19 protein-coding genes and 1 pseudogene are annotated in these 22,523 nt (G+C 74.6%); 10 read left to right on the forward strand and 10 right to left on the reverse strand.

The features are described 5' to 3' along the window. Positions 1-243: 243 nt before the first annotated feature. Entirely contained in the window at positions 244-1,509 is a 1,266-nt protein-coding gene (locus tag ABT123_RS00425; RefSeq protein ID WP_351308180.1) for a geranylgeranyl reductase family protein, read from the forward strand. Here ABT123_RS00425 and ABT123_RS00430 read toward each other — a convergent pair. The 3 genes and pseudogenes from ABT123_RS00430 to ABT123_RS00440 form a co-directional block, all read right to left on the reverse strand. Next, a pseudogene (locus tag ABT123_RS00430) lies at positions 1,493-1,678 on the reverse strand (deazaflavin-dependent nitroreductase); the annotation flags it as partial. The gene ABT123_RS00425 and the pseudogene ABT123_RS00430 overlap by 17 nt on opposite strands. A 13-nt stretch (positions 1,679-1,691) precedes the next feature. Next, a complete protein-coding gene (locus tag ABT123_RS00435; RefSeq protein ID WP_351307458.1) occupies positions 1,692-1,943 on the reverse strand; it encodes a DUF6332 family protein in 252 nt (83 codons plus the stop codon). Beyond that, positions 1,943-2,680, reverse strand: a complete 738-nt coding sequence (locus ABT123_RS00440; RefSeq protein WP_351307461.1) for a maleylpyruvate isomerase family mycothiol-dependent enzyme — start codon at positions 2,678-2,680, stop codon at positions 1,943-1,945. The genes ABT123_RS00435 and ABT123_RS00440 overlap by 1 nt, the downstream gene beginning before the upstream one ends. 30 nt (positions 2,681-2,710) lie before the next feature. Between ABT123_RS00440 and ABT123_RS00445 the strand changes: the two genes are divergently transcribed. Further along, positions 2,711-3,412: an alpha-ketoglutarate-dependent dioxygenase AlkB family protein gene (locus tag ABT123_RS00445; RefSeq protein WP_351307464.1), complete on the forward strand. Its 702-nt coding sequence runs from the start codon at positions 2,711-2,713 to the stop codon at positions 3,410-3,412. A gap of 30 nt (positions 3,413-3,442) precedes the next feature. After that, on the forward strand, positions 3,443-4,675 hold the full coding sequence (locus ABT123_RS00450; protein ID WP_351307467.1) for an ROK family protein: 1,233 nt from the start codon (positions 3,443-3,445) through the stop codon (positions 4,673-4,675). 29 nt (positions 4,676-4,704) lie between these two features. Here ABT123_RS00450 and ABT123_RS00455 read toward each other — a convergent pair whose 3' ends face one another. Next, positions 4,705-5,211, reverse strand: coding sequence for an ATP-binding protein (locus ABT123_RS00455; RefSeq protein ID WP_351307471.1), 507 nt, complete (start codon positions 5,209-5,211; stop codon positions 4,705-4,707). Between the two features lie 213 nt (positions 5,212-5,424). Here ABT123_RS00455 and cds1 point away from each other — a divergent pair, with 213 nt between their 5' ends. After that, entirely contained in the window at positions 5,425-6,543 is a 1,119-nt protein-coding gene (gene cds1, locus ABT123_RS00460; protein ID WP_351307474.1) for an L-cysteine desulfhydrase Cds1, read from the forward strand. Positions 6,544-6,613: 70 nt separating this feature from the next. Here the strand turns inward: cds1 and ABT123_RS00465 are convergent, their stop codons facing one another. Then, the gene (locus ABT123_RS00465; RefSeq protein ID WP_351307477.1) at positions 6,614-7,102 is read right to left on the reverse strand and encodes an SRPBCC family protein; all 489 of its coding nucleotides are present in this window, start codon (positions 7,100-7,102) and stop codon (positions 6,614-6,616) included. A gap of 137 nt (positions 7,103-7,239) precedes the next feature. On the opposite strand from ABT123_RS00465, the gene ABT123_RS00470 reads away from it, so the two are divergent. Then, positions 7,240-9,744 (forward strand): hypothetical protein, encoded by a 2,505-nt coding sequence (locus tag ABT123_RS00470; protein ID WP_502970807.1) that lies wholly within the window; start codon positions 7,240-7,242, stop codon positions 9,742-9,744. Here the strand turns inward: ABT123_RS00470 and ABT123_RS00475 are convergent. The 5 genes from ABT123_RS00475 to ABT123_RS00495 all read right to left on the reverse strand — a co-directional run bounded on the left by ABT123_RS00475 (position 9,677) and on the right by ABT123_RS00495 (position 15,947). Then, positions 9,677-12,193 carry a right-handed parallel beta-helix repeat-containing protein gene (locus ABT123_RS00475; protein ID WP_351307480.1) on the reverse strand — a complete coding sequence of 839 codons (2,517 nt, stop codon included), beginning with the start codon at positions 12,191-12,193 and terminating at the stop codon, positions 9,677-9,679. The two genes, ABT123_RS00470 and ABT123_RS00475, sit on opposite strands and share 68 nt — an antisense overlap. A gap of 109 nt (positions 12,194-12,302) precedes the next feature. After that, positions 12,303-12,917 (reverse strand): Rv1733c family protein, encoded by a 615-nt coding sequence (locus tag ABT123_RS00480; RefSeq protein WP_351307483.1) that lies wholly within the window; start codon positions 12,915-12,917, stop codon positions 12,303-12,305. Positions 12,918-13,139: 222 nt separating this feature from the next. After that, positions 13,140-13,964 carry an MOSC domain-containing protein gene (locus ABT123_RS00485; RefSeq protein ID WP_351307486.1) on the reverse strand — a complete coding sequence of 275 codons (825 nt, stop codon included), beginning with the start codon at positions 13,962-13,964 and terminating at the stop codon, positions 13,140-13,142. 44 nt (positions 13,965-14,008) lie between these two features. Next, entirely contained in the window at positions 14,009-14,542 is a 534-nt protein-coding gene (locus tag ABT123_RS00490) for a DUF6643 family protein (RefSeq protein WP_351307489.1), read from the reverse strand. Positions 14,543-14,747: 205 nt separating this feature from the next. After that, entirely contained in the window at positions 14,748-15,947 is a 1,200-nt protein-coding gene (locus ABT123_RS00495; protein WP_351307492.1) for a glycosyltransferase, read from the reverse strand. 1,022 nt (positions 15,948-16,969) lie between these two features. On the opposite strand from ABT123_RS00495, the gene ABT123_RS00500 reads away from it, so the two are divergent. The 5 genes from ABT123_RS00500 to ABT123_RS00520 all read left to right on the forward strand — a co-directional run bounded on the left by ABT123_RS00500 (position 16,970) and on the right by ABT123_RS00520 (position 22,517). Next, positions 16,970-17,767, forward strand: a complete 798-nt coding sequence (locus tag ABT123_RS00500) for a glutamate racemase (RefSeq protein ID WP_351307495.1) — start codon at positions 16,970-16,972, stop codon at positions 17,765-17,767. 55 nt (positions 17,768-17,822) lie between these two features. Next, positions 17,823-19,526, forward strand: a complete 1,704-nt coding sequence (locus tag ABT123_RS00505; RefSeq protein ID WP_502970808.1) for an ABC-F family ATP-binding cassette domain-containing protein — start codon at positions 17,823-17,825, stop codon at positions 19,524-19,526. Positions 19,527-19,774: 248 nt separating this feature from the next. Further along, positions 19,775-20,290 carry a hypothetical protein gene (locus ABT123_RS00510; protein WP_351307501.1) on the forward strand — a complete coding sequence of 172 codons (516 nt, stop codon included), beginning with the start codon at positions 19,775-19,777 and terminating at the stop codon, positions 20,288-20,290. Positions 20,291-20,357: 67 nt separating this feature from the next. Continuing rightward, complete coding sequence (lnt, locus tag ABT123_RS00515; protein ID WP_351307504.1) at positions 20,358-22,019, forward strand: apolipoprotein N-acyltransferase; 1,662 nt, start codon at positions 20,358-20,360, stop codon at positions 22,017-22,019. A gap of 9 nt (positions 22,020-22,028) precedes the next feature. Continuing rightward, positions 22,029-22,517, forward strand: a complete 489-nt coding sequence (locus tag ABT123_RS00520; RefSeq protein ID WP_351307507.1) for an NUDIX hydrolase — start codon at positions 22,029-22,031, stop codon at positions 22,515-22,517. The last annotated feature ends 6 nt before the right edge of the window (positions 22,518-22,523 follow it).

The following is a 22,523-nucleotide window of genomic DNA, read 5'->3' on the forward strand; positions in this document are numbered from 1 at the left end:
CTTGGGTGCGACGTTGTGATACGTAGGCCGGGTACGGCGAACGACGCTTCCGATCCTCGCACAGGGGGACGGAGCGGCGACTCGCCGTAGGATTTGCCCGGCATCGGAGCAACCGGGTGATCAGGAGCAACAGCACACGTGAGCAGCGACGACGTACGCGACGGGGCAGGGCAGGCGGAGGAAGGGGCGGCCTCCGGGCCGGCCGGGGGTGGCGCAGGGGGGACCGGCGAGGTCTGGGACGTCGTGGTGGTCGGAGCCGGCCCGGCCGGTGCCTCCGCGGCCCATGCGGCGGCGGTTGCCGGGCGGCGGGTCCTGCTGCTGGAGAAGGCCGAACTGCCGCGCTACAAGACCTGCGGCGGAGGCATCATCGGCCCCTCGCGGGACTCACTGCCGCCGGGGTTCGTGATTCCGCTCCAGGACCGGGTGCATGCCGTCACCTTCTCCATGAACGGGAAGCTGGCCCGCACCCGCCGCTCCAAGCACATGCTGTTCGGGCTGGTCAACCGGCCGGAGTTCGACGCCGGGCTGGTGGCAGCCGCCGAGAAGGCGGGCGCCCGGGTGCGGACGGGCACGGCCGTGGCCCGGGTCGAGCAGCACGGCCCGACCGTTCCCGACCGGCGTACGGTCGCGGTGGTCCTCGCGGACGGGGAGACCGTGCTGGCCCGGGCCGTGGTCGGTGCGGACGGCAGCGCGAGCCGGATCGGCGCCCATGTCGGGGTGGAGATGGGCCAGGTGGACCTGGGACTGGAGGCGGAAATCCCGGTTCCGCAGACGGTGGCCGCGGACTGGAAGGGCCGGGTCCTTATCGACTGGGGCCCGCTGCCCGGCAGTTACGGATGGGTCTTCCCCAAGGGCGACACCCTCACGGTCGGGGTCATCTCGGCGCGCGGGGACGGCGCGGCGACCAAGCGCTATCTGGAGGACTTCATCGCCCGGCTCGGGCTGGCCGGTTTCGAGCCCGCCATCTCCTCCGGGCATCTGACCCGCTGCCGTACGGACGCTTCGCCGCTCTCGCGCGGCCGGGTCCTGGTCGCGGGCGACGCGGCCGGGCTGCTGGAGCCGTGGACCCGGGAGGGCATCTCGTTCGCGCTGCGCTCCGGGCGGCTGGCGGGGGAGTGGGCCGTGCGGATCGCCGAGGCGCAGGATGCGGTGGATGCGCGGCGGCAGGCCCTGAACTACGCCTTCGCGATCAAGGCCGGGCTGGGGGTGGAGATGGCGGTCGGGCGGCGGATGCTGGCCGCCTTCGAGGCCCGGCCGGGGCTGCTGCACGCGGTGATCACCGGCCTGCGGCCGGCCTGGCGGGCTTTCGCCCGGATCACCCGGGGCTCCACCACCCTGGCCGAGCTGGTGCGGACGTACCCGCTGGCGCGCAAGGCACTGCAGGTGCTGGACGGGCGGCAGGCGCGGGCGGAACAGGGGCAGGCTGGACAGGCCGGTCAGGACGTTCCGCGGCAGGACGGGCCGGACCGGGAGCTGCGGGAGCAGGGGCCGGTCAGCCCGACACCGTGATCCGGAAGACCGGATGGTCGGGGGTGGCGGCGAGCAGCTCCGCGTCGGTGGAGTCCGCGGTCACCCCCCCTGGAAGAACCGGTTGACTTCCCAGCCCCACTTCTTCAGGTAGCTCGACGGCGGTGAAGGTGCGGGCCGTGCGGCCCACCCGCAGCTCACCGCCGCCGGCGCACTCGGCGCGGTTATGCGCCGTCGTTGTCCGGGCGGCGGGCGAAGCGCCACAGCAGGTGGGTGGCGCGCAGGGCGAATACCGCTGCCGCCAGGATCCCGCCTGCCATCGTCAGGGCACGCTCCACCCGGTGCGGCAGCTCGAACAGCAGGGCCGGCCCCGCCACCGCGCCGAACACCAGCGCCGCTGCAAGGGTTCCGCTGAACACGGCGTAGCCGATCTCGACGGTGATCGCGTCCCGGTCGGCCTGGCTGCGGCGCCCCATCAGATCTCCGAGGTCTCGTTCCAGAGCCGGGCCAAGGCGAGGTCGCCCGTCACCGCGGGCCCCTCCAGCGGGATCCGGTTCCACAGCGCCGCGTACAGCCAGGCCGCCTCGGCGGTCACCTCGCAGTCCGCCCGGCCCGCATCGTCCAGGACCGTGCGCGGCGGCTCGGCCGACAGGTGGACCGACCACACCGCGCCGGTGTCGGCCGCCCGGATCCGCAGCAGCCGCGGCTCGGGCGTCCGTACCCGGCTCCGGCCGCGCGCGTGGAAGCCGGTCAACAGCTCGTCCACGCCGTCCTCCGCGAACGCCGGTTCCAACGGACCGAATCCGTGCCCGAGCGCCGACTCCGCGTCCAGGCGGTGGATCGCCGTCTCGTGCGCCTGCCGACGCGCCCAGAAGCCCAGTGGGGTCGTGGCGGTGGGCAGGAAGGTCCAGCACTGCACGTCCGCCGGGGCTTCGGACAGCACGCGGACGAGATCCGCGTGTCCCTCCCGGAACCAGCTCAGCAGCTCCGCGCCGGTGAACTCCGGCCCGCCCGGGATCGGCATCGGCTCCGGATGCCCCTCGGCGACGTAGCTCGTCGCCCACCGGTGGACCGCCCCGGTGTGCTGCAGCAGATCGGCCATCCGCCACCCCGGGCAGGTCGGGACCGGGGCGTCCGTCCCCGCCCGCTCGGCCGCCCCGGCCAGCAGCTCGCCGTCCCGCTCGAGGGCCTTCAGGTACTCGTTGATCTCCATGCGCGGCAGTGTGTCACGCACCATGGAGGGGTGGACGAGGAATGGTTCGAGCTGTTCCCCCGGGCGCGCACGGAGATCGCGCCGGGGGCGGTGCACGTGCCCGACTGGCTGGGGCCGGACCGCCAGCGGGAGCTGGTCGAGGCCTGCCGGGCCTGGGCCCGCCCGCCGGGCGGCCTGCGTACGGTGCGGACCCCCGGTGGCGGCACGATGACCGCCCGCCAGGTGTGTCTCGGGCTGCACTGGTATCCGTACGGCTACGCCACCGCCGCCGTGGACGGGGACGGCGCCCCGGTGAAGCCGATGCCCCAGTGGCTGGCGGAGCTCGGCCGGGCCGCGGTCGGCGCGGCGTACGCGGGGCCGGACGCGGGGCCGTACGCAGAACCTACGGGCGCTTCGGACCTGGCCTACGACATCGCGCTGGTCAACTTCTACGACGCCGACGCCCGGATGGGCATGCACCGGGACGCCGAGGAGAAGTCCGGCGCCCCGGTCGTCTCGCTCAGCCTCGGCGACACCTGCGTCTTCCGCTTCGGCAACACCGCATCGCGCGGACGCCCCTACCGTGACGTGCAGCTGCGCAGCGGCGATCTGTTCGTGTTCGGCGGGCCGTCCCGGCTCGCCTACCACGGAGTGCCGAAGGTGTACGCGGGCACCGCGCCCCCCGCCCTCGGGCTGACCGGCCGGCTCAACCTCACGCTCCGGGTCGGCGGGCTCGGCGGCCTCGGAACCTGACCCTGCGCCGATCATGGGAGGATCGCCTCTATGAACGGCATCGGCAACGGCAATACGGCCTCCACGCGCAGCAAGCTGGAGAGGGGCCGCGGAGCTCTCGGGCCGGCGCTGGAGCTGGTGCACACCGGAAGGGCGCCGACCCGGGCCGTCCTCACCGCCGAGCTCGGAGTGACCCGGGCCACCGCCGGAGCCGTCGCCGCCGAACTCGAAGCCCTCGGCCTGATCCGCGTCGACTCCCGGCCCCGCGGTGCGGGCGGTACCCAGGGCCGCCCCTCGCACCGCCTGTCCGTCGACGAGAACGGGCCCGTGGTGCTGGCGGCCCAGATCCACCCGGACGGCTTCCGCGCCGCGCTGGTCGGACTCGGCGGCCGGATCGTGGCCACGGCGCCCGGCCGGACGGTCTCGGCCGACCCGGCGACCGTGCTCGCCGCCGTGGTGGACGCGGGCGCGGCCCTGCTGGCGGGGAGCGGACGCCGCTGTGTCGGTGCGGGGCTGGCCGTGCCCTCCGCGATCGCCGAACCCGAAGGTACGGCGCTCAACCCGCTGCATCTGTCCTGGCCGGCCGGCTCTCCGGTCCGGACCGTGTTCGAGCAGTGTGTGAAGGCGGCCGGGATCGACGGCCCGGCCCTCACCGGCAACGACGTCAACCTGGCCGCGCTGGCCGAGCACCGGCACGGCGCCGGGCGCAGCGCCCAGCACCTGCTGTGCGTGGCCACCGGCCACCGCGGGGTCGGCGGGGCGCTGGTCCTGGACGGGCGTCTGCACAGCGGAAGTTCCGGCCTGGCCCTGGAGGTCGGCCATCTGACGGTGAACCCGGAAGGCCGGCCCTGCCATTGCGGAAGCCGCGGCTGTCTGGATGTGGAGGCAGATCCGCTGGCCTTCCTGACCGCGGCCGGCCGCACCCCCGGACCGGAGGTGTCGCTGCTCCAGCAGGCCCGCGACCTGCTGCGCGCGGAGTACGCGGATCCGGTCGTCCGGGCCGCCGCCGAGGAGATCGTCGACCGGCTCGGGCTCGGCCTGGCCGGGCTGGTGAACATCCTCAACCCGGACCGGATCATCCTGGGCGGCCTGCACCGCGAGCTGCTGCACGCCGATCCGGAGCGGCTGCGGGCGGTCGTCGCCGACCGGAGCCTGTGGGGGCGGAGCGGGGGAGTGCCGATCCTGCCGTGCACGCTGGACCACAACAGCCTGGTGGGCGCGGCCGAACTGGCCTGGCAACCGGTCCTGGACGACCCCCTGGGGACCTTGGGCCCGGTCGCCTGAGGTTCCCGTGGCCCGGCGGGGCTCCGCGGTCAGCCCGGTGGGACCGGGGCCGGGGCCAGGGCGGGGGCCGTGCCGTCCGGGACCGGGGTCGTGGCCGTCGCCTGGAGGTGGACCGGGCGGAGGGGCGGGGCCGGCGGGTCCGCGGCGTACAGGGAGAACCAGACCATCTTCCCGGCGATGCCCTCCAGGTGCTGGGCGCCCCAGTTCTCGCTGACCGCCTCGACGAGGGCGAGCCCGCGTCCGCAGGTCTCCAGTGGATCGGCCGCCTTGAGGATCGGCAGGCGGGGATCGTTGTCGTGCACCGAGACGGTGAGCCGGCCCAGGCGCAGCTCCATCTCGACGGTACAGCTCTTGTCCGGCTGCGCATGGCGGTGGACGTTGCTCAGGAGCTCCGTCACGCCGAGCGAGGCCCGGTCTATGAGCGGGTCGAGCTGCCAGTGGCGCAGTTGCGCGGAGACGATTCTGCGGACCTGGCCGATCCGCGACGGCACGGCCTGCAACTCGACGGTGCAGTGCCTGCGAGAAGGACTGATCACGGCTGCGACTCCCCGACATGAGTGTTACGGGTGCTGCACCCTCTGTGACGCGGTACCAGGGTCACCCGCCATCGCCGCTGGCGCAACCGAAAGGGCCGACCGAAAGCGCAACCGAAAGCCCTGCGCACAGATACCCAAAGTGACTGTTTGTGCAGGTGGCAGAGGTACATTGCGAAGACATCGGGCGCACCGGACAGCTAAGGAGCAGGGCAGATGAGCACCACCGGCACCACCCTCGACGTGGACCACAGCGACCCGGACTACCGGGCCTGGCTGAAGGAAGCCGTCCGGAAGGTCCAGGCGGACGCCAACCGCTCCGCGGACACCCACCTGCTGCGCTTCCCGCTGCCCGAAGCCTGGGGCATCGACCTCTACCTGAAGGACGAGTCCACCCATCCCACGGGCTCCCTCAAGCACCGCCTCGCCCGGTCGCTGTTCCTCTACGCCCTGTGCAACGGGTGGGTCCGGCCGGGCCGCCCGGTCATCGAGGCGTCCTCCGGGTCGACGGCGGTCTCCGAGGCGTACTTCGCCAAGCTGATCGGGGTTCCGTTCGTGGCCGTGATGCCGCGGACCACCAGCCCGGAGAAGTGCCGGCTGATCGAATTCCACGGCGGCGCATGCCACTTCGTGGACGATCCGATGCGGGTGTACGAGGAGTCGGCCGCGCTCGCGCAGCGCACCGGCGGCCACTACATGGACCAGTTCACCTATGCCGAGCGGGCCACGGACTGGCGCGGCAACAACAACATTGCAGAATCGATGTACCAGCAGCTCCAGCTGGAGCGGTACCCCGAGCCGGCCTGGATCGTGGCCACCGCCGGCACCGGCGGCACCTCCGCGACCATCGCCCGGTACGTGCACTACATGCAGCACGACACCCGGGTCTGTGTGCCGGACCCGGAGAACTCCGTGTTCTTCGACGGCTGGACGAACAACAACCCGGATGCCACCACGGACTGCGGCTCCCGGATCGAGGGCATCGGCCGCCCGCGCATGGAACCGAGCTTCGTGCCGGGGGCGATCGACCGCATGATGAAGGTCCCGGACGCGGCGAGCGTGGCCGCCTGCCGCGCGCTGGAATCGGCCATAGGCCGCAAGGCGGGCGGCTCCACCGGCACCGGCCTGTGGAGCGCGCTCAAGATCGTCTCCGAGATGGTGGCGGAGGGCCGCAAGGGCAGCGTGGTCACCCTGCTGTGCGACCCGGGCGAGCGCTACCTGGACAAGTACTACGCGGACGACTGGCTGGCGGCGCAGGGCCTGGACATCGCCCCGTACGCAAAGACCATCGACACCCTGCTGACGACCGGCGTCTGGCGCGAACCGGGAGCCTGAGCGCGCAAAGCCGGGGCGGGCGGCGAAGGGCTGACCCCGACGGGTCGGCGGTCCGGGGTCCGCGGTCCGGCTACGGCCGGCCCGCGGACGGGGCGGCCAGCAAGCCGTCCAGGGTCCGGACGGCCGTCCGGAAGGAGTGGCCCAGGCCCGGGCGGGCGGCCGTGAGGGCCAGTCGGAACGGGGCCGGGCCGGCCGCTGCGAAGGTCCAGCGCACCCGGGTTCCGGTGCCGTCCGGAGTGAGCCGCCACTCCTCCAGCAGGGCCTGCACCCCGGGGGCGTTCGTCTCGTCCACCCGGTAGGCGTACCGCTGTTCCGGATCCGCGGCCATGATCGTCTCCTGGAGGCGGACCCCGCCCTTCAGCCGTACCTCGCGGCCGGCGCCGCCATGCGTCGGCCGGGCCAGGGTCACCGCCCCGAACCACCGCGGCCAGCCCGTCACATCCTCCGCCAGGGCCTGGTACACCGCCTCCGGCGCGGCCGTCGTCCGGGTCGTGAAGACCAGCCGGACCGGGGCGGATTCGACGAAATCGAGCCCGACGGGGCGGAGTGCGCGAGCCATGGCGAGTGCTCCTCGTGCGGTGGGGCGGAGCGTGTCCGCCGTGGGTGCGGACACCTTAACTGGCGGGACGTCAGATGTCTTCGGCGGGCCGGGAACGGGCATAGAAACGACGGCCCGTTCCGGAGGGAGCCGCCGCCGTGACCACCGCACCCGAACACGCTGCCGGTCCACACGTCCCAAACACCCCACACGCCCCACACGCCTCGAACACCCCGCTCGCCCTCGAACTCCTGGTGCACGGGGTGGCCGGCGCCGCTCCCGAGGAACTCCTCGGCGACCCCCGCACGGTCCGCATCACCGGGGACTCCACCGCCGCCGTGTTCCGCCGGACCGAGGACGCCGACGCCGAGGAACACCCCGAGCGGTACGCCGACCGGCCCGTTCCCGAGGCCTACTGCTGGTCCCGGCTCACCTCCGGCAACGGGACCCGGGCACTGTGGCTGCTGCTCCTGCCCTTCATGGTGGTCAACCTCGCGCACTGGGCCCGGCCCCCGGCGCCGGCCGGAGCCCCCGCCGACCGTGCCGGCCGTGCGGTCCGCGGGTACGGCGTCCTGGTCCGGCTCGTCGCCCTCAGCCTGACCGTGCTGCTGATCGCCGCCGCCTGCGAGGTCGCGCTCGACCTGGTGGCCTGGCAGTGCGCCGGTTCCGCGCACTGCACGGCCTCCCGCTCCTGGCTGGGCTTCCTCGCGGACACCGAGCCGGGCCGCCGGCTCGCGCTGGCCGCCCTGGTCCCGGCCGGGCTGACCGGACTGCTCTGGTACCTGTCCAACCGCACCTGGAGCGCGTACGAGTCCCAGCCTCCGCCCCCCTCCGGCAGCGCCGACCCAGACCTGGACGACGGCACTCCGGCGCTGGGCCGGCCCGGGTTCTGGTACGGGCGCCGGCTGGTGGCCCGGCTCCGGGCCGCGCACACCGCCGCCGGACTGCTCACCGTCGCCGCGGCGATCACCGTACCCACCGCCGCGTACGACCGGCGGACCGGCGGCGCGGCCGGGCTGGTCGGCGGGTGCGCGCTGGCGGGGGTGGCCGCCGGTGCCGCCACCGTGCTGTGGGTGGTCTGCCGGCGCGGCCGGACCGAGTCGCGGCTGGACCTGCGGCTCGACCGGGCCGTGGTCACCCTGCTGCCCGGCTGCGCCCTCGCCCTGCTGGTGCTGTGCGCGGGCTACGCCTGCTGGTCCCGGCCCGGCTGGACCGCCACCGGCCGGCTCCCCGGCGACCTCGGCTTCGGTGTGCTGATGCTCGTCCAGGGCGGCTGCGCGCTGGCCCTCGCGGTGGTGGCGGTGCGACTGCGCAGCCGTACCGCCGACGGGGGCGGGCCGGTGGCGCCGGCCGCCCTCGGCGGGCTCGGCGGACCCGCGGTCGCCCTGCTCGGATGTGCGCTGGGCGGGGTGATGTCCGGCGGAGTGGCCCAGCGGGTCGCCGACTGGCTCGACGGCGGAGCCACCCCCGGGATGTTCTCCGCGGGCTCCGTCGCCGCCGCACTGCCCGGCCCGCCGGTCCTGCTGTCCTGGCAGGCCGCCGTGCTGCCCGCGCTGCTGCTCGCCCTGCTCCTGCTGGCCGTCCGGTTCGGGTGGCGCAGCGCCCGCGCCCGGCGCCGGATCGCCGCCACCGTCGCGGCCGAATACCCGGGCGAGGGCTACGACAAGGCCCGCAGCCGGCAGATCGGCGGCGCCCGCGCCACCGCCGCGCTCACCGACTCCACGCCCTGGTTCGTGGCCGCCGTCTCCGGGCTGACCCTGCTGCTCAGTGCGGTCGCCCTGGCCGGAGCCCGGCTCACGGGGGAGGTCCCGGGTGAGGCCGCCCGGGACGCCCACCCGCTGGTGGCCGCCGCCGCGCGGGCCGCCCAGGACAGCGGCTCCTGGCTGATCGGCCTCGGCTTCCTGCTCTTCGTCGGCTGGGGACGGCGGGCCTACCGGGATGCCTCCGCCCGCCGCACCATAGGGATCCTCTGGGACGTCGGCACCTTCTGGCCGCGGGCCGCCCACCCCTTCGCCCCGCCCTGTTACGCCGAGCGGGCCGTGCCCGACCTGACCTGGCGGATGACCGGCTGGACCGGCCGGACCGGCGGCCGGCTCGTCCTCTCCGGCCACTCCCAGGGCAGCGTGCTGGCCGCCGCCGCCGTCTGGCAGCTGCCGCCGGCCGTCCGGCGCCGGGTGGCCCTGCTCACCTACGGCTCCCCGCTGGCCCGCCTCTACGGCCACTGGTTCCCGGCGTACTTCGGCCCGGCCGACCTGTCCGCCCTGCACCGGGAAGTGGACTGCTGGCGCAACCTGTGGCGGGCCACCGACCCGATCGGCGGCCCCGTGCTCCCCGGTACGGCGGATGGCGGGGACATGGACGGCGGCGTTGTGGACGGCGTGGTGCTGGCCGACCCGCTCGCGTATGGGCGTACGGAACTGCACCCGCTGCCCGCGCCGATCCTCGGCCACTCCGACTACCAGGCGGATCCGGCCTTCGCCGCCGAACGCGATGCCCTGCTGGCCCGGCTGGCCCGGCGAGCGGAACAGGAGACCGCAGCCCTGCCCGCAGTCCTGCCCGCCCCGCGCGTCCCGCCCGCTGCAACGCCGGGCGAGCTCAGCACGGAGCCGCCAGACCGGACAGACCCGTCCGGTCCGGCAGGTCCTCCGGGAACAGCAGGGTGAGTTCGTCGGTCCCGGCCTCCGCCAGCTGGGCCACCCGCCCGGCGTGCCGTTCGACCATCGACTCGAAGGTCTGCCGGGCGGTCCGGCCGTTGCCGAAGGCCGGCCCCTTGGGCAGCTCTGTGAAGTACGCCAGCAGGGCCTCACGGGTGCCCCCGCCGAGCCGGTACTCGTGCTCCTCCGCCTGCTGTTCGACGATCCGCAGCAGTTCCTCCGGGCCGTAGTCGCCGAAGGTGATGGTCCGGGAGAACCGCGAGGCCACGCCCGGGTTGACGGTCAGGAACCGCTCCATCTCGGCCGTGTACCCGGCGACGATGACGACCACCGCGTCCCGGTGGTCCTCCATCAGCTTCACCAGGGTGTCGATCGCCTCCCGCCCGAAGTCCCGGCCCGAGTCCTCCGGCGCCAGGGCGTACGCCTCGTCGATGAACAGCACCCCGCCGCGGGCCCGTTCGAAGGCCTCCTGGGTGCGGATCGCCGTGGAACCGATGTGCTCGCCGACCAGGTCCACCCGGGACACCTCGACCAGGTGGCCGCGCTCCAGCACACCGAGGGAGGCGAGGATCTCCCCGTACAGCCGGGCGACTGTGGTCTTGCCGGTGCCGGGGGAGCCGGTGAAGACCAGGTGCCGGCGGACCGAAGCCGCTTTCAGGCCGGCCTGCTGCCGACGGCGCCCGACCTCGATCATGTCCGTCAGTGCCCGCACCTCGCGTTTCACGCTGTCCAGGCCCACCAGTGAGTCGAGCTGCCCGAGGACTTCCGAGGACCCGCGCCCGGCTGCCGGTGCCCGCCCGGCCGCTCCGGCGGGATCCGTCGCCCCGGGCGGATGCGCCGGGCCGGGCGGCCCCGTTGCCCCGGCCGCCCGCGCCCCGGCAGCCGCCGGCACCGCCTCCCGGGCCGGTGCGGGCAGCGGTGCCCGGTCGTCCGGGCCGGCCCGCCCCTCACCGGGTCCGCCTCCCGGCAGGCCCAGGATCCCCGGGCGCTTCGGCAGTTCGTCGCCGGTGCACTCCAGGACGATCGGGCCGTCCTCCGAGAACTCGTACCCCCCGCGCGCACACCGCTCGGTGCGGCAGCCGGTCAGTGCGGTACGGCAGCCGTCGATGACGTGGAAGCCGAAGCCGCTGCTCCCGGTCACCCGGCAGTCGGTGAAACTGCCCCGCCCACCGGCGGACACATAGAACCCGGCCTCCACCGCCGAGCCGACCGCGCACCGTTCCACCACCGGGTCGGCGCCCTTGGTGACGATCACCCCGGTCTGCACCGCGTCGACGGTGCAGTCGGTGAGGCCCCCGCCACTGCCGTGGTCGCGGAACCAGGCCCCGGTCGCCGCCTCCCGGATCCGGCAGTCGGACAGGGTGGCGGTGGCCCCGTCGCTGACCGAGACGGCGGTCCGGGCGACCTGGGTGAGGTCGCTGTCGACCACCTCGGCGCTCGAACCCCGGTCCAGGACGAACAGGGCGTCCGGTACGTCGTGCACCCGGCAGGAGTCCAGGGCGGCGGAGGCGCCGTCGCTGATCCAGACCGCCGGGTAGTCGCCGGTGCTGTCGTGGATCTCGCAGGACTCGGCGTTCACCCGGGTTCCCGGGTCCCACACGGACAGGCCGTTGCGGCCGAACCGGCGGATCGTGGTGCGGCTGAGCGTGAGCACGGAACGGGAGCGCAGGTCCACCGCGTTCTCGGGAAGGTCGTGGATGTCGCAGCCGTCCAGGGTCAGCACGGCGTCGGTGTCCAGGGTGACCCCGTCGGACGTGGTGCGGTGCACCGAGCAGTCGGTGAACCGGGCCGCCGCGCGGGCCGCGATCTGCACCCCGGTGCCCTTGATCTCGTACACCTCGCAGCCCAGCGCCTCCAGCCCGGAACCCTCTCCGGTGACGGCGATGCCCGCTCCCGTGCTGTGGTGGATCCGGCAGCGCTCCAGGCGCGGATGCCCGCCGCCGCGCACCGAGACCCCGGTCTGCCCGGACGCGACCACCTCGCACTCCTCGAAGACCCCGCCGCCGCCGTCGAGCACCGCGATGCCCACCCCGGACGGGTTCTCCACCGTGCACCGGCGCACCACCGGCCGGGCCCCGCCGCGGACTTCGATGCCGGCCGCCGACCGGGTGCTGACCCGCAGGTCGGTCAGTTCGGGGGCGCCGTCCTCGACGAGGAGCGCGGGCGCCGCCCGGTCCTGCCCCTCCAGGTGCAGGTCCTGGACCACGGCCGAGGCGTACACGGTCAGGGCCACCCCGTCGGCCGGGGCGATCCGCACCGATCCGATGGAGCCCTCCGGCCCGCGGAGGGTCACGGCATGACGCAGCACCAGGTTCTCCCGGTAGGTGCCGGGCGCGATGGACAGGACGTCGCCGTCCCCCGCTGCGGCGAGGGCGGCGGCCAGCGTCAGATACTCCCCGGAGCGGCGCCGCCACCGCGAGGTCCCGCCGTGCGTCACCTGGACCGTGCCCTGAGCCATGGTGCTGTCGTGCCCCCACCTTCGTACTCGCGCGGCCGAAGCGGCCGTTCCGGCTGCGTTGCCGTCCGCCGGTCCACCGTAGCGCGCGCGGGCCCGGGGGGTTGCCAGGTCAGCTGCCCGCGCCCGCCCGGCCCCAGTCCGGCCCGGCCGCGGCCCAGGCCCGGTCCAGACGTATGTACCGCTGATGCATGAGCCGGCGTACGACCATCCGCCGGACGGTCTCGACCAGCGCGGCGGTGCCCAGCATGGCCGCCAGCCCGGCCAGTCCCGCATGCAGCACGGCCGTCGACGGCTCCAGCGGCCGGCCCACCAGCCGTCCGTGCGCGTCCGTCCATATCCGGAACCGGTCGCCGGGCCGGGGCGGTTCCTCCGCCGCCGGTACCGCCCCCTGGTGGCTGCTGCCGTCGGGCGCCGTCCAGGAGGCCACGATCCGGGTCCGCTGCGGGGTCTGCGGCGGTGCCGCCGGGTCGACGGCCGCACCCCCCGGGGCCGGAGCCTGAAGCGGCCGGACCACGACCGCCGGGACCAGATGCCGTTCCTGACGCTGCTCCCGCGCGGCGCGCTGGAGCGTGGCGTCCACCTGCAGCGCGGCGAGCCAGCCGATTGCAGGAGCCACCACCAGCAGGCACACGATCCCGGCTAACGCCAGCCACGCCTCGATCAGATCAGTGGGCCTGCGCAGCGCGTTGCGACGCCAACGCCAGACCCCCGCAGCCGTTCGCACGGTCGGGCACCCCCTTTGCCTCCGTCTTTGCGTCACCTGTCGGCCGGACCCTGGTCGGGGGTCCTCGCTCGGCCGTCGGCGGGCACGTCTCCACATCTCCATCGGATCAACGCACGGTCGGGGCGGGCTGGTTCCGCGCCCGCTCAAGGACACCTCGAAGGTGTCGTTCCGTGCGGGCCATGCGGGCTGTGCAGCCCGTGCGGGCCGTGCGGGAACCCCCCGCTACTCGAGCACCTCCACCTCGTCCCCCACCCGCACCGTACCCAGCCGGACCGGCACCAGCAGCCGCCCGAAGACGAGCGACCGGCCGATCCGGCGGTGCAGTGCCAGCGTCCGCAAAGGCTCCCTGCCCCGCTGCGCGGTCTCCTGGTCGGTGGTGGTGACGATGCAGCGACCGCAGGCCTTGGCCCCGCGGAAGACGGCATCGCCGATCGCGATCAGCCGCCAGTGGTCCTCTTCCCAGGCGGAGGCGCCGGACACCACCACATTGGGCCGGAACCGGTTCATCGGCAGCGGACCCTCCTCGGGGTGGTCGCCCCGGGCGATCAGCTCGTTGAGCGCGTCCAGCGACGCCAGGGTGGCGATCAGCAGCGGATACCCGTCGGCCAGGGTCACCGACTCGCCGGGCAGGGCGTACTCGGGATCGACGGACCGCCGGGCGGCCGGGTCGTCCATGTGGACCAGCCGGGCCGGTTCCCCGAGGTAGGTGCTGAACCAGTCGTGTGCCGCGGAGTCCGCGAGCACGATCTCGCACTTCTTCCCGAACAGCAGGACCGGTTCGAGCATGCCGGGTTCGGGCACGGCCACGGTCAGCTCGGCCATGCCCGGTGCCGACAGCACGATCCCGCCGCCCCCCAGCGGACGGGCCTGAGCCAACGCCAGTCTCGGCTGCTGGCGTTGGGTGATGACATTGCCGTCGACGTCGACCACGGCCCACCGGCGGTCCCCGGACAGGCCCCAGGGCTCCACGGCCACCTCGTCGGGAGCTGTCCCCGCTACCGACTTGACGGGATGGACGTGAAGCGCCTGGACCAACATCTTCGACATGGGTGCATCCTGCCAGCCGCCCCCGGCCGGCTCCTCGCTCCGGATCAGTAGCCGCGCCCCTGGTACGGCCGGCCGTACTGGTCCTCGTACGCCGGCGCCTGCGCCGGGATCTGGACCGGGACGGGCACCTGCACCGGGCGCGGCTGGCCCGGACGCATCGCCTCGTACCCGCCGGCCGTCATCGCGGGCCGCTGCGGCTGCGGCTGGGGCGCGTAGCCCCGGGTCCCGACCGGCTGCTGCGGGACGTAGGGCGCCGCCGCCTGCTGGAGCGGCATCGGCTGCTGAGCCTGCTGCTGGTACGGGTATCCGTACGCGGGCGCGCTCTGCTGGGCCGGCACCGGAGCCGGAGGCAGGGCGGGCAGAGCCGCCGGCAGCGCGGGCAGATAGCTGCCCGAGCCGCCCGTGCTGCCGGCACCGGCGGGGTAGCCGCTGCCGACGGAGTCGTAGGCCGCGGGCACGCGGATCGGGGCGATCTGCGGGGTCCCGCGTTCGGCGACGAGCGAGTCGTAGATGGGGGTGTCCGGGAAGGAGGGCGCGGAGTAGTAACCGCCGCCATAAGTGGAGCGGGGGGAGGTCATGGGACATAAGTTAAGCCCACGAATTCACCGGGTCCATAGCAAGGTTCCGTCAACAGCGCGCTGACCTGCATATTCGCAGGTCAGCGCCTCAGCTTTCACTTGACGTTCACGTGCACGATTCGTCACTTCCACCCCTGATTGCCACTTCTGACCCCCCTGGGCAGGTCCGCTGCCTGACGGGCTGTCAAACCGGCATGATGCCTGCTCAGGCGTCACTCGGCCGCGCGTAGGTGCGTCCTTTCCAGGCCGCGCCGCGTCCCCGGTAGTGCTGCACCGCGGAGTCCACGGTCATCAGGAGGTACAGCAGCGCGGTGAACGGAAGCAGGGGCGCGAGCGCCGGGGACTGCCGGTAGTAGCGCAGCATCGGCAGATAGCTCCCCGCCATCAGCAGCCACGCCAGACCGCCGGCCGCCGCGGTGGCCGGCTGCCCGGCGAGCAGCCCGGCGGCCAGCGCGAACGGCGGCACCAGATAGACGAACACCAGCCCGGCCACCGTCCCGGCCAGCAGCAACGGCCGGTGCCGGAGCTGTGCGTACGCGCTGCGCGAAACCATCCGCCAGAGGTCCGCGAGCCGCGGGTACGGACGCACGCTGTCCACCCGCTCCGCCAGCCCCAGCCAGATCCGCCCCCCGGATTGCTGCACCGCGCGGGCCAGTGACACGTCGTCGATGACGGCCTGCCGGATCGCCTCCGGTACGCCGGCCCGCTCGGCGGCGTCGGTCCGCAGCAGCACGCACCCGCCGGCCGCGGCGGCGGTCCGGGCGGACGGGCGGTTGACCCACCGGAAGGGGTACAGCTGAGCGAAGAAGTACACGAAGGCCGGTACGACGATCCGCTCCCAGAAGCAGGCCACGCGCAGCCGGGCCATCTGGGAGACCAGGTCGAGCCCGCCGGACTCGGCGGCGGCGACCAGCCGGCGCAGGCTGTCCGGCTCGTGCGCGATGTCGGCGTCGGTGAGCAGCAGGTACGCGGGCGGCTGCCGGCCGTGGCGGGCCAGCGCGATGCCGTGTCGCAGCGCCCACAGCTTCCCGGTCCAGCCGGGCGGGGGCTCGCCGGGCGAGGTCACGGTGAGCGGCAACCCGGGCTGCTGCTCGGCGAGACGGCGGGCGAGGGCGGCGGTGCCGTCGGTGCTGCCGTCGTCGACGAGGAGGATCTCGGCTTCGCCGGGATAGTCCTGGGCGAGGAGGGAGGGGAGGGTGAGGGGGAGCACCTCGGCCTCGTCGCGGGCGGGCACGAGGATGGCGACGGAGGGCCAGCGGGGGCGGTCGGCTTCGGCTCGGCCTGTGGCGCCTGCGGTGCCTGTGGCGGGCGGCAGCCGGATGTCGGTCCGCCAGAACATGCCTTGGCCGAGGAGGAGCCAGAGCCAGACGGCGAGGGACGCGGTGGCGAGGGTGAGGAGGCCCATCGCTGCAGTGTGCCGTAGGCGGGCGTGCGCGGCCGTGCGCTGCGCGCTGCGTGCGTGTCCCGGTACGGGCGCGCTGCGCGCGGGGCGGCCACCCACCCGTACGAGCCGGTCCAGCACCGGGACCACCAGCGGACGGCCCCCACCCCCGGTGCCCCCCGCTGCGCGGGACCGTAGGCGGGCGTGTGCCGCCGTCGCCTTGCCGCGTGTCCGGGTGCGGCCCGGCGGTCGGTTCCCCCGCGCTGCGCGCGGGGCGGCCACCCACCCGCTCCACCCGTGCGAGTCGGTCCGGCAGCGGGACCACCAGTGGGCGGTTACCCACCGCTGGCGCCCGCCCCACCCGGCCCCCCCGCTGCGCGGGACCGGACCGGCAGGCGGAAGCGAGCTGCGGGGCACACCCCCGCTCCCCGCGCCCGCGCTCCGCCCTGGCCCCGGGCCCGCCTACCGTGCTCCGCGCCTCGAGCCCGCGCCCCGTGCACCGCGTCTCGTGCCCCGCCCGGATGCGGTATGGCCGCCCCGCTCCAGCCCGGGCCGTGCCCCGTGCTGCGCCTCGTGCCCGCACCCCGCCGCCTCGGGCCCGCGCCGTGGGCCCGTGCTTGTGTCACGGGCCCCGCCCGGGTGAGGGATGGCCGGCTCGCTCCGGCCCGAGCCCCCGCCCGGGCCCCGGGCCCGGGGCCCGGGCCCCGGGCCCGCCCACCGTGCTCCGTGCCTCGAGCCCCGCTCCGGGCCCGGGCTCCATGCTCCGCGCGAGCCCGCACCCCGCGGCCCCGCACCCGGGTATGGCATGGCCGGCCGTCCCAGCCCAAACCCGGGCCCCGGGCCCCGTGCTGCGCCTCGCGCTCGGGCCCGCGCACCGCGTCTCGTGCCCCGCCCGGATGCGGTATGGCCGCCCCGCTCCAGCGCGGGCACCGCGCCCCAGGCTCCGCACCTCGCAGTGCGTCCCCCGCCCCGCTCGGGTGCGGCGCGGCCCGGCGCTCCGGGGCGGAGCGGGCTTCGCCCGGGGGCGCGTCGATTAAAGTGACCGGGTGAAGATCGCGCTCATGGACTCCGGAATCGGCCTCCTCGCAGCCGCCGCCGTGATGCGGCGGCTGCGGCCCGACGCCGACCTCGTACTCTCCTCGGATCCCGACGGGATGCCCTGGGGCCCCCGCACCTCCCAGGGCATCGCCGAGCGGGCCCTGTACGTGGCCGGGGCTGCCGCTTCGCACGACCCCGACGCGCTGATCGTCGCCTGCAACACCGCCACCGTGCATGCCCTGGACGCGCTCCGCGCGCAGCTGGAGCCCGGTATCCCGGTCATCGGGACCGTGCCCGCCATCAAGCCCGCCGCCGCGGCCGGGGGCAGGGTCGCCATCTGGGCCACCCCCGCCACCACCGGCAGCCCCTACCAGCGCGGCCTGATCCGCGATTTCGCCGCCGGTGCCCAGGTCACCGAGGTGCCGTGCCCGGGGCTCGCCGACGCCGTGCAGTGGGCCGATGAAGAGGCCATCGCCCGGACCGTTGCCGCCGCCGCCGCGCTGACCCCGCCCGACGTCACGGACGTGGTGCTCGGCTGCACGCACTACGAGCTGGTCGAGGGTGCCGTCCGGGCCGCCCTGGCCGACCGTACCGGCGGGGCCGAGCTCACGTTCCACGGCTCCGCCCTGCCCGTCGCCACCCAGGCCCTGCGCCGCCTCGGCGTCCGCCCGGAACCGGAGCTCCCGGCCACCGGCCGGCTCACCGTCCTGCTCAGCGGTCGCCTCTCCGAGCTGCCGCCCGCCGCCCTGAGCTACGCCGAAGGGCGCCTCCTGGCAGCCGGGGACAATGCTCCCGCCATCGGCTGAACGAGCTAAACGAGACGGAGCGTCTTGCGGTGGGCTGTGCTCCTCGTTTACGGTGATGACGAGACGGATCGATTCGTCTCGCAACTCGCGCTGCCGACATCGAAGGGGACCGCCCTTGCGTACTCCACTCGCCGCCACCCAGATCGTCCTGTCCGAGGTCACCAAGGCGTACGACGGCCACACCGTCCTGGACCGCGTCGACTGCACGGTCCGGCCCGGCGAGCGGGTCGGAGTCGTCGGGGACAACGGATCCGGGAAGTCCACCCTGCTCCGGCTGCTGGCCGGCCTGGAGCGCCCCGACCGCGGCCGGGTGCACGTCACCGCCCCCGGCGGGCTCGGCCACCTCGCCCAGACCCTCGACCTGCCCGCCACCGCCCGCGTCGGCGATGCCGTCGACCTCGCGCTCGCCGAGCTCCGCGATCTGGAGCGCCGGATCCGTGCTGCCGAGGCCCAACTGCACCAGGCCGGCCCCGACGAACTCGGCGCGTACGCCGACCTGCTCGCCGCGTACGAGGTGCGCGGCGGCCGGGACGCCGGACGCCGGGTCGCCACCACCCTCCGCCGACTCGGCGAGCGCACCGCGCTCGACCCGGACCGCCGGCTCGGAACCCTCTCCGGCGGCCAGCGCTCCCGGCTCGCCCTCGCCGCCGCGCTGGCGGCCGAGCCGGAACTGCTGCTGCTCGACGAACCCACCAACGACCTCGACGACGAGGCCGTGCACTGGCTGGAGGAACACCTCCGCGCCCACCGCGGCACCGTCGTCGCCGTCACCCACGACCGGCTCTTCCTGGACCGGGTCACGACCACCATCCTGGAGGTGGACAACGAACGGCACACCCTGCACCGCTACGGCAACGGCTACGCCGGCCATCTGACCGCCCGCGCAGCCGCCCGGGCCCGCTGGGAACGGGAGTACGAGGAGTGGCGGACGGAGATCGGCCGGGCCGAGCGGCTCGCCGAGGCCAACATCGGGCGGATCGGCGAGATCCCGCGCAAGCTGCCGCGCGGGTTCAGCGGGGCCGGGGCGTTCCGGGCCCGGTCCCGGGCGCACGGCGCAATGGGCCGGATCCGGGCCGCGCGGGAACGGCTGGAGCGGCTGACCGGGAATCCGGTCCCGGTGCCGCCGGAACCGCTCCGGTTCACCGGGCGGATCGCGGCCGGGTCAGCCGGTGAGGCCGGCCCGGCCGCGACGGGCGCCGTCGAGGTGGCGGGCCTGGCCGTGCCCGGACGGCTGGAGCCGGTGTCCTTCCGCCTCGCGGCGGGGGAGCGGCTCCTGGTCACCGGCCCCAACGGGGTGGGTAAATCCACCCTGCTGCGGCTCCTGGCCGGGGAACTCCGGGCAGTGCAGGGCGCCGTGGACGTGCCCGCGCGGATCGGATTCCTCCGGCAGGGCGACCCGTGGGCGCGGGAAGTCCGGTCCGTCGCGGAGGTGTTCGGGGCGGAGTACGCGGACCGGGTCGCCGGTCTCGGCCTGCTCGCCCCTGCGGACCTCGGCAAGCCGGTGCGCATCCTGTCGGCGGGCCAGCGGCGCAGGCTGGAACTGGCCCGGCTGGTCACGGACGCCCCGTACGATCTGCTGCTGCTCGACGAACCGACCAACCATCTGGCCCCGTCCGTGGCGGAGGACCTGGAGGCGGCCCTGTCCCACTACACCGGCACGCTGGTCCTGGTCAGCCACGACCGCCGGCTGCGCGCCGCGTTCGGCGGACGCCGGCTCGACCTGGCCCACCGGGACCGCCGCCCGGCCCCGGCCCACTGACCAACGCGCTCAGCCCCCGGCGGCCAGCGCGGAAGCCGACGCGGAGGCGGCCACCAGCCCCAGCGCCAGGTCCCGCAGCCCGGCGCCGTGCTCTCTCCGGTACGGATTCACCGGGTCAGCGTAATCACACGCTGCGGGACCTCGAGTTTGGTCGAGGGCAGTACGGGCAGGCGCTTGTCCCGGCCCACTGCAGGCCGGCCGGCCGAGAGGCGGTGGCGCGCGTGCGGAACGTGAGTACGCTGCGATACATGACGGGTCACCCCCCGGGGCCGCTCTGGACCGGCCGTGCCTCCAACCGCGCGCAATGGCTGCTCGCCGGTGCCGGTGTCGCGTGCATTGTGCTCGGCATCGTGCTCGCCCTCGACTCCGCATGGAGCTCGGGGATGGTTCCGCTGGTCATGGCCGTGGTCGGCTGCGTGGCGGCGGGACTGCTGATCCTCTACGGCACCCTCGCCTTCGTCCATGTCCACGTCACCGTCGACGCCGAGGCCGTGGAAGTGCGCTGCGGGCACATAGGCCTGCCGCGCCGGCGTTTCGTCTTCACCGATATCGCCTCGGTGGTGTTCCTGCCCCGGATCAGCCCGCACGAATGGGGCGGCTGGGGCCTGCGCTGGCGCCCCGAGAAGGGCACCGCGGTGGTGGTCCGGCGCGGCATGGGCCTGGAGCTGAAGCTCGACGACGGAAAGATCTTCATCGTCACCGTCGACGACGCCGAGAACGCCGTCCGGGTCATCCGCGCCCACCTCCGCAGCCTCGCCAGGTAGGGGGTGGGGGGTCAGAGACCCCTTGGCGCCCGCCCGGCCGCACAGCGTGGCGACGTACACTCCGCCAATGAGCAGCAGCACCGCCCGCGTGGCCGAGAACGAGCCCCCGCAGCCTCCCGGCCCGGCCGGTACCTCCGCCGTGACCGCCGACTCCGGCGCGTCCGGCGCGTCCGGCGCGTCCGGGCAGGCGTCCCCGGACGCCGGCCGCCCCCGGAAGGGCGCCTGGCTGCCGCGGACCGCCGGCGCCGCCCTGGCCGGGGCCCTGCTCTACCTCAGCTTCCCGCCCCGCCCGCTCTGGTGGCTGGCCCCCCTCGCCCTCGCCCTGCTGGCCGGCTGCCTGTACGGGCGGCGCGCGCGGGCCGGCTTCGGCCTCGGCCTGGTCGCCGGGCTCGGCTACCTGCTGCCGCTGCTGATCTGGACGGGCGAGGAGGTCGGCCCGGTGCCCTGGCTGGCGCTGGTCGCCCTCGAATCCCTGTTCATCGGCCTCACCGGGCTGGCCATCGCACTTGTCAGCCGCCGCCCCGGCTGGCCGCTGTGGGCCGCCGCTGTCTGGGTCGCCGGCGAAGCACTGCGCGCCCGGTTCCCGTTCGGCGGATTCCCCTGGGGCAAACTCGCCTTCGGCCAGGCCGACGGCATCTTCCTGCCCCTCGCCGCCCTCGGCGGCACCCCGCTGCTCTCCTTCGCCGTCGCCCTCTGCGGATTCGGGCTCTACGCCACCCTCCGTATCGCCCGCAGCGCCCCCCGCCGGACCACCGCCGTCCTCGCCGCCCTCACCGTCGCCGCCCCGCTCGGTGCCGCCCTCGCCGCCCGGCCGCTGGTCTCCGACAGCCCGCAGGCCGGCACCGCCACTGCCGCCCTCATCCAGGGCAACGTGCCGCGGCTCGGCCTCGACTTCAACTCCCAGCGCCGCCAGGTCCTCGACAACCACGCCAACCGCACCATCCAGCTCGCCGAGGACGTGAAGGCCGGCCGGGTCGCCAAGCCCGACTTCGTGGTCTGGCCGGAGAATTCCTCCGACCTCGACCCGTTCGCGGAACCCGACGCGTACGGGGTCATCGACGGGGCGGTCAAGAAGATCGGCGTGCCCGTCGCGGTCGGCTCCGTGCTCGCCCCGCAGACCGGCCCGCTGCGCAACACCATGATCCTCTGGGACCCGGTCGAAGGCCCCACCACCACCTACGACAAGCGGAAGATCCAGCCCTTCGGCGAACGCATCCCGATGCGCTCGGTGGTCCGGCTTTTCAGCTCCGACGTGGACCGGGTCCGCCGCGACTTCGGGCCCGGCAAGAAGCCGGGCGTCTTCGACATGGCCGGCAGCCGCATCGGCATGGTCACCTGCTTCGAAGCCGCCTTCGACGACGCCGTACGCTCCACCGTCCGGGCCGGGGCCCAGGTCATCGCGGTACCCAGCAACAACGCCACCTTCGGGCGGAGCCAGATGACGTACCAGCAGCTGGCCATGGACCGGGTCCGGGCCGTCGAGCACAGCCGCACCGTCCTGGTCCCGGTCACCAGCGGGGTCAGCGCCGTCATCCGGCCCGACGGCAAGGTCGTCCAGCAGACGAAGATGTTCACCCCCGACGCCCTGGTCGCCGAGATCCCGCTGCGTTCCACCCAGACCCCGGCCACCCGCGTCGGCCCGCTCCCCGAATACCTCCTGCTCGCCCTCGCCGCCGGCGCCCTCAGCTGGCCCCTGCTCCGCCGGATCCGACCCCGCCGCAGCGCGTAGGGTCGGGGAATGACCACACCGGAATTCATCCGCAAGATCCGCGCCACCGCCGGGCACCAGCTGCTGGTGCTCCCCGGGGTGACGGCCGTCGTCTTCGACGACCGGGGCCGGGTGCTGCTCGGCCGGCGGGCGGACACCGGCCGGTGGTCCGTCGTCGGGGGGATCCCCGAGCCCGGTGAGCAGCCCGCGGTGACCGCCGTACGGGAGGTGTACGAGGAGACGGCCGTGCAGTGTGTCGTCGAGCGGGTGGTGCTGGTCGAGATGCTGGAGCCGGTGACCTACCCCAACGGGGACGTCTGCCAGTTCTCCGACGTCACCTTCCGCTGCCGGGCCACCGGCGGCCGGGCGCGGGTGAACGACGCGGAATCCCTGGAGGTGGCCTGGTTCGAGACGGACCGGCTGCCCCGGCTCGAACCGTTCGCCCTGCACCGGATCCGGCAGGCGCTCACGGACGAGCCCACCTGGTTCGCCCCCGCCGAGCATCCCGCCGAGCCGTAGGTCCCG

Source organism: Streptomyces sp. NPDC002054, from assembly GCF_040296685.1.
Lineage (GTDB): Bacteria > Actinomycetota > Actinomycetes > Streptomycetales > Streptomycetaceae > Streptomyces.